Here is a 6,268-nt window from a genome sequence, read left to right as displayed (position 1 = left end):
GGTTCGTCGCCCGCGAGGTCTACCGACACCTGCCCCACCCCCAGATCACCACCGAACAGCTCACCCAAGCTGCTTGACGATCTATAGGAGCTTCCCCGGGCCGGGGACGGGCCCAGCTCCGGCGCGCCCGCCCGGCCCGGCCCGGTCAGATCCCTGCCGCGCGCGCCGCCGTGTACACCTCGGCGGCCGTGTCCGTCAGTTCGTCCGCGTCGCGCTGCGTGCTCTGGAGGTCGAGCAGGAACTCGGTGGCCACCCCGGTCTCCGCGTGCGCCGCCAGGTCCTCGACGATCTGTGCGGTGCTGCCCTGGAAGGGTTTGCGGTCCCCGCCCCCGTACGGCTTGGCACTGTGCACCGCGTTGACCCGGACCGTCGCGGTCAGCGGCCGCTCGCGCCCTCGTTCGCCTGCCAGGTCCTGGATCTTCCGCCACTCATCGGCGAGCGCGGCGGGCCCCAGGGCCACCGGCATCCAGCCGTCCGCCCGGTCGACCAGCCGCCGCAGGGCGCGGGGGCCGCCGGCCGGCAGCCGGACCGGGATGGGGCGGGCCGGCTTGGGACCCACCTCGGCCGGGGCGATGGTGGTGAACTCCCCTTCGTACGCCACCGGATCGGGGCCCCACACCGCTTCGAAGACGTCGAGCAGTTCGTCCAGGAACGCGCCGCGCCTCGCGTACGGGACCACGCCCGCCGCCGCGTACTCGTCGTGCGACCAGCCCGTCCCGATCCCGGCCACGACCCGGCCGCCGCTCGCCGCGTCGAGCGAGGCGAGGGAGCGGGCCAGCTGGAAGGGCACATGCAGCGGCGCCACCAGCACACTGGTCCCCAGCCGGGCCCGGCCGGTCGCCGCCGCGGCCAGTGCCAGGGTCACCAGCGGGTCGGCCACCGAGCGGTACTGATCGGGCCAGGGCAGCCCTGGTACGCCGTACAGCCCCTGGGTGGCCGGTTCGGGGAAGAGGATCCGCTCGAAGACCCAGAGCGATTCGAATCCGGTCTCCTCGGCCGCACGCGCCACCGCCGGGACATCGCGCCCGATGGCGTACTGCTTCATCTGGGGAAGGCCGAGACCGAGCGGGATCGCCATGGGTGTGCTCCTTCGTCGGTAGAGCCGGCACAGCCGGTCCGGTCAGTGCAGCGGGGTGAGCAGATACCGGCCGACCAGGCCGGCATTCGCGTCCATCCCCTCTCTGAACTCCTCGGCGAGGGGAGGTAGTTCCCGCAGGCCCCAGAGAATCCGGGCGGCCGACCAGGCGGCGTCGCGGGCGCGCTCCAGGCTCCATGAACCGATCAGATGGGTGAGCGGGTCGATGATCTCCAGGAGGTCGGGCCCCGGCATCAGCTCCTCGCGGATCCGTTCCTCCAGCCGGTCGAGGATCGCGCCGACCCGGTGGAAGTCCCCTTCGAGCGCGGCGGGTTCACAGCCGAGAAGACGGCAGGAGTCGACGACGGCGAGCGCCAGGTCGTGGCCGATATGGGCGTTGATGCCCGCGAGCGCGAACTGCAGCGGCCGTACGCCCGGGTGGTGGCGGTACTGGAAGAGCGGCCGCCAGCAGGCGGGCGGCCTGTGCCCCGCGGCCACCGCGTCGACCGCGGCGAGATAGCGCTCGGCGAACACCACGTCGAGCGTCGTGGCGCCGCGCGGATCGGGGAACTTCCGTCCCTCGATGCGCTGTCCGACCTCTTCGGTGACGGTCAGATAGACGTTGTTGAAGACCGCCACCCCGTCCGTGGGCGGCCACGACGCACGCAGGGCGCGCATCCTGGCCGCCACACCGTCGACCGAGTGCCCGGCAGGGGCGTTCCGGGCCGTGCGCTGTTCCGTCTGTGTCATGGGGGCAGCCTGGCAGCAGCGGGCGCCGGAAGGGCGGCATCACGCCCGTACATCCTCAGAACGGACGAAGTGGCCGGAGTGGGCGAGCCGGGGCCCGCTACCCGTTGCGGCCGGGCTCCTCGCCGGGCTCCGGGGGCGCGCCGTGCCCGGCTTGCCCGGCCTGCCTGTCCTGTTCGGCCTGTTCGTACGACGACGTACCCGAATCCAGCAGCGGTGTCTGCGACTTGAGGTGCGGCGGGGCCATGGCCCGCAGCGCGTGGTAGCCGGTGATCACCACGATCGTGCCGAGCGCGATCCCGCTGAGCTGGAAGTTGTCCGTGATCTTCAGCGAGACACCGCCGACCCCGATGATGATGCCCGCGGCCGCTGGTACCAGATTCAGCGGATTGCGCAGATCCACCTTGCCGTTGATCCAGATCTGGGCGCCGAGCAGACCGATCATGCCGTAGAGGATCACGGTGATCCCGCCGAGCACGCCACCGGGGATCGCGGCCACCACGGCGCCGAACTTCGGGCAGAGACCGAAGAGGAGCGCGAAGCAGGCAGCCGCCCAGTACGCGGCGGTGGAGTACACCCGGGTCGCCGCCATCACACCGATGTTCTCGGAGTACGTGGTGTTGGGGGGACCGCCGAGACCGGTGGAGAGCATGGAGGCGACCCCGTCCGCTGCGATGGCGGTGCCCAGTTTGCCGTCCAGGTTGGCGCCGGTCATCTCGCCGACCGCCTTGACGTGCCCGGCGTTCTCGGCGATCAGCGCGATGATGACGGGCAGTGCGACGAGGATCGCCGACCACTGGAAACTCGGCGCGTGGAAGGTCGGCAGTCCCACCCAGTCCGCCCGGCCCACACCGGAGAGGTCGAGACGCCAGTGGTCGGTGACCTTGCCGGCCGCGTCGACCGAGTGGATCCTCCCGAAGACCTGGTCGCAGAGCCAGGAGAAGGCGTATCCGAAGACCAGCCCCAGGAAGATCGCGATCCGTGACCAGAAACCCCGCAGGCAGACGACGGCGAGGCCGGTGAAGAGCATCACCAGGAGCGCGGTCCACTGGTCCTGCGGCCAGTAGGTGGACGCGGTCACCGGTGCCAGGTTGAAGCCGATGAGCATGACGACCGCACCGGTGACCACCGGCGGCATCGCCGCGTGGATGATGCGCGCCCCGAAGCGCTGGACGGCGAGGCCCGCGGCGAAGAGGACCGCACCGACGACGAAGACCGCACCGGTCACGGTGGCGCTGCTGCCCCCGGTGGCCCGGATGGTCGCCGCGACGCCGACGAAGGAGAGCGAACAGCCCAGATAGCTGGGGACCCGGCCGCGGGTGGCGAGCAGGAAGATCATGGTCGCGACACCGGACATCATGATCGCGAGGTTCGGGTCGAGACCCATCAGGACGGGCGCCACGAACGACGCACCGAACATCGCCACCACATGCTGCGCACCGAGCCCGGCGGTGCGCGGCCAGGTCAGCCGTTCGTCGGGCCGTACGACAGCCCCCGGAGCAGGGGTTCTCCCGTCGCCGTGCAAGGTCCAGCGCACGCCGAGGCCGCCCATGATCGCTCCCATTCGTTCACTTCTCTGCTGGATATCTGTCTCGCATGGCAGCTGTCCGTGCACTTCGCGGCAGAAATGGCCAGAGCAATGTTAATGCGGAGCACGCCCCTCCCTTTACCGCTCACGTACCGCTCACCGCCGGGGAACAGCGGGGGAGAGGAACAGCGTGGAGGGGCGGGAGGGGAGCGGCTGTGCCGCCCCCGGGGCGCCGTGGCGGCCTCCGTACGGATCAGCCCTGCCCCGCGACACCGGGGTCCCGGGCCTCCTCCCCGGCCCCCGCCGTGCCGGCCTCCACCACCACCCGGCGCGTCGAGCGCAGTACGCCCCCGGTCAGGACCAGGCCGAAGGCCAGCACCGTCACCAGGATGAAAGAGCCCACCAGCGAGGTCGCGTTGGCGATACCGCCGATCGCCGAAGGTGCGATCAGCCCCGAGGTGTACGTGATGGTGGCGACCCCCGCGATGGCCTGGCTGGGGTTCGGGCCGCTGCGTCCCGCCGCCGCGAAGGCCAACGGGACGACCAGCGCGATCCCGAGCCCGATCAGCGCGAAACCGCCCATCGCCGCGAAGGGGCCGGGGGCCAGCACGACCAGCAGCCCGCCCAGCGTGGCCAGTACCCCGCCCGTGCGCACCGTCCGTACCGCGCCGAAGCGGTCGACCACCCGGTCCCCGACCAGCCTGGCCACCGCCATGGTGAGCGAGAAGGCGGTGGTGGACCCGGCGGCGACGCCCGCCGACGTGTCCAGGGTGTCCCGCAGGAAGACCGCCGACCAGTCGAGGCTCGCGCCCTCCGCGAAGACCGCACAGAAGCCCACGGCGCCGATGACCAGCGCGGACCTGGGCGGCAGCGCGAAGCGCGGCGGTGCGGTGTCCTGCGCGGTGCTCCGTACATCGAGCACCCCCTGACAGGCGGCGAGACCCAGCACGGTGAGGACCGCGGCGGCGACGCAGTGGTGGAGCCGGGCGTCGCTGCCCAGATGGGCGGCGAGCGTGCCCGCGGCCGAACCGATCAGGGCGCCCGCGCTCCACATCCCGTGCAGCCCGGACATGATGGAGCGGCCGAGCCGGGTCTCCGTCTCGACTCCCAGCGCGTTCATCGCCACGTCCGCCATACCGGCGGCGGCGCCGTAGAAGAAGAGCACGGCGCAGAGCGTGACCAGGTTCGGCGCGAACGCGGGCAGCGCCAGCGCCAGGGTCCACAGCGCGAGCAGGCCGCGCAGCGCGTTGCGGGACCCGAACCGGTGGGTGACCGCGCCCGAGACCGGCATCAGCAGCGAGGATCCGATCGCCGGGAAGGCCAGCGCCAGGCCGAGCTGGCCCGCGCTCACCCCGGCGTGCTCCTGGATCCACGGGACCCGGGTCGCGAAACTGCCGGTCACCGCGCCATGGACGCAGAACACGGCAGCCAGGGCGTACCGCCCCCGCTTCACCCCGCGCAGGCCGGAGCCCGCATCGCCGCTCATATGCCCTCCCCGTGTCGCTGTCCCGTGCCCCTGGTGCTGCGGCATCCGGTACTCGCCCCGGCGCCGGACCGTAAACTATCAGGCAACCTGCCTGATAAATAGATCGCGCAGCAGATCTGGAAGGATCCCGGCATGCCCGCCTCCTCGATCACCGCTCGGGCCGTCAACGACCGCATCGCCCTCGATCTCCTCCAGGGGCAGGGCCCGTTGACGGCCGGGCAGCTCAAGACGCTCACCGGTCTCTCCCGGCCGAGCGTCGCCGACCTCGTGGAGCGGCTGCGGACGGCCGGGCTGATCCGGGTCGTCGGCGAGGCGGGCGCGGAGCGGCGCGGTCCGAACGCCCGGCTGTACGGGATCGTGGCCGACCGGGCACACCTCGCGGCACTCGACGTACGGACCGGAAGCGTCGCCGTGACCGTCGCCGACCTGCTCGGCACCGTGCTCGCCGAGGCCACGCTGCCCGTCGGCGACGGAGCGGGGCCCGGACCCGCCGATGCCGTGGAGGAGGCGGCCGCCCTGCTGGAGCACACCGTCCGGCGGGCCGGTGCCTCCCGGCTGCACAGCGTCGGGATCGGCGCCCCGGGCCTCATCGACCCGGCCACCGGTGAACTCCGCGACACCAGTGGCCTGCCCGCCTGGCACCGCAGCCTGGTCGGCGCACTCCAGGAGCGGCTGCCCGCCACGGTCCTCGTCGAGAACGAGACCAATCTCGCCGCCCTCGCCGAGCAGCGCTCCGGCGCGGCCCGCGGCCTCGACACCTTCGTCCTGCTCTGGCTCGGCCACGGCGTCGGCGCCGCCCTCGTCCTCGAAGGGAAGCTGCGCCGGGGCGCGTCGGGCGGCGCGGGCGAGATCGGCTTCCTCCCGGTGCCCGGCGGCGGCCGGGGCGGCGGGCTGCCGTCGGCCACCGACTGCGCGGACGGGTTCCACGGTCTGGCCGGAAGCGCCGCGATCTGCGCCCTCGCCGCCGGGCACGGAGTCACCGCGGTGCCCGAGCGGTGGGAACCCGCGGCGGCCGCCGCCGTGCGGGCCGCCCCTGCCGCAGGCCGGCGCGGCGAGGACTTCCTGGAGGCGCTCGCCCGGTACCTCGCCATCGGGGCCGCCGCCGTCGTCGCCGTGGTCGATCCGGGCTGTCTGGTGCTGGGCGGCGAGATCGGCCACGCCGGGGGAGCGGACCTCGCGGCCCGGGTGGAACGGCAGCTGGCGGCGCTCTCCCCGCTGCGTACCGAAGTGCGCGCGGGGGCGCTCGGCGGCGCGGCGGTGCTGCGCGGCGCGCTGCTGACCGCGCGGGACGCGGCGCAGGACGATGTCTTCGGCGGCTGACCCCGCGGCCGGGGGAGCGCCCCGTATGCCCGTATGTCCGTAAGCCCGGAGCCCGGAGCCCGGAGCCCGGAGCCCGGAGCCCGGAGCCCGGGGAGACACGGAAGACGGGCGG

Annotated in this window: 5 protein-coding genes; 1 reads left to right on the top strand and 4 read right to left on the bottom strand. The window is 73.0% G+C overall.

Features of this window, described 5'->3' with window-relative positions:
* Nucleotides 1–145: 145 nt before the first annotated feature.
* The 4 genes from ACWGKJ_RS31555 to ACWGKJ_RS31540 all read right to left on the bottom strand — a co-directional run bounded on the left by ACWGKJ_RS31555 (nucleotide 146) and on the right by ACWGKJ_RS31540 (nucleotide 4,836).
* Nucleotides 146–1,078 (bottom strand): TIGR03619 family F420-dependent LLM class oxidoreductase, encoded by a 933-nt coding sequence (locus ACWGKJ_RS31555; protein ID WP_385024016.1) that lies wholly within the window; start codon nucleotides 1,076–1,078, stop codon nucleotides 146–148.
* 42 nt (nucleotides 1,079–1,120) lie between these two features.
* The gene (locus ACWGKJ_RS31550) at nucleotides 1,121–1,825 is read right to left on the bottom strand and encodes a DUF5995 family protein (RefSeq protein WP_385024014.1); all 705 of its coding nucleotides are present in this window, start codon (nucleotides 1,823–1,825) and stop codon (nucleotides 1,121–1,123) included.
* Between the two features lie 97 nt (nucleotides 1,826–1,922).
* The gene (locus ACWGKJ_RS31545; RefSeq protein WP_385024012.1) at nucleotides 1,923–3,386 is read right to left on the bottom strand and encodes a uracil-xanthine permease family protein; all 1,464 of its coding nucleotides are present in this window, start codon (nucleotides 3,384–3,386) and stop codon (nucleotides 1,923–1,925) included.
* A gap of 217 nt (nucleotides 3,387–3,603) precedes the next feature.
* Nucleotides 3,604–4,836, bottom strand: a complete 1,233-nt coding sequence (locus ACWGKJ_RS31540; RefSeq protein WP_385024010.1) for an MFS transporter — start codon at nucleotides 4,834–4,836, stop codon at nucleotides 3,604–3,606.
* Nucleotides 4,837–4,968: 132 nt separating this feature from the next.
* Between ACWGKJ_RS31540 and ACWGKJ_RS31535 the strand changes: the two genes are divergently transcribed.
* Nucleotides 4,969–6,156, top strand: a complete 1,188-nt coding sequence (locus ACWGKJ_RS31535) for an ROK family transcriptional regulator (RefSeq protein WP_385024008.1) — start codon at nucleotides 4,969–4,971, stop codon at nucleotides 6,154–6,156.
* The last annotated feature ends 112 nt before the right edge of the window (nucleotides 6,157–6,268 follow it).

Source organism: Streptomyces sp. NPDC054757 (assembly GCF_053612185.1).
The sequence above is the reverse complement of the archived record's forward strand: the minus strand, read 5'-3'. Positions and strand labels throughout refer to the sequence as shown.

Excerpts from the sequence above, each read along its gene's own strand:
- ACWGKJ_RS31555 (WP_385024016.1), bottom strand. The coding sequence starts at position 1,078 with ATGGCGATCCCGCTCGGTCTCGGCCTTCCCCAGATGAAGCAGTACGCC.
- ACWGKJ_RS31550 (WP_385024014.1), bottom strand. The coding sequence starts at position 1,825 with ATGACACAGACGGAACAGCGCACGGCCCGGAACGCCCCTGCCGGGCAC.
- ACWGKJ_RS31545 (WP_385024012.1), bottom strand. The coding sequence starts at position 3,386 with ATGGGAGCGATCATGGGCGGCCTCGGCGTGCGCTGGACCTTGCACGGC.
- ACWGKJ_RS31540 (WP_385024010.1), bottom strand. The coding sequence starts at position 4,836 with ATGAGCGGCGATGCGGGCTCCGGCCTGCGCGGGGTGAAGCGGGGGCGG.
- ACWGKJ_RS31535 (WP_385024008.1), top strand. The coding sequence starts at position 4,969 with ATGCCCGCCTCCTCGATCACCGCTCGGGCCGTCAACGACCGCATCGCC.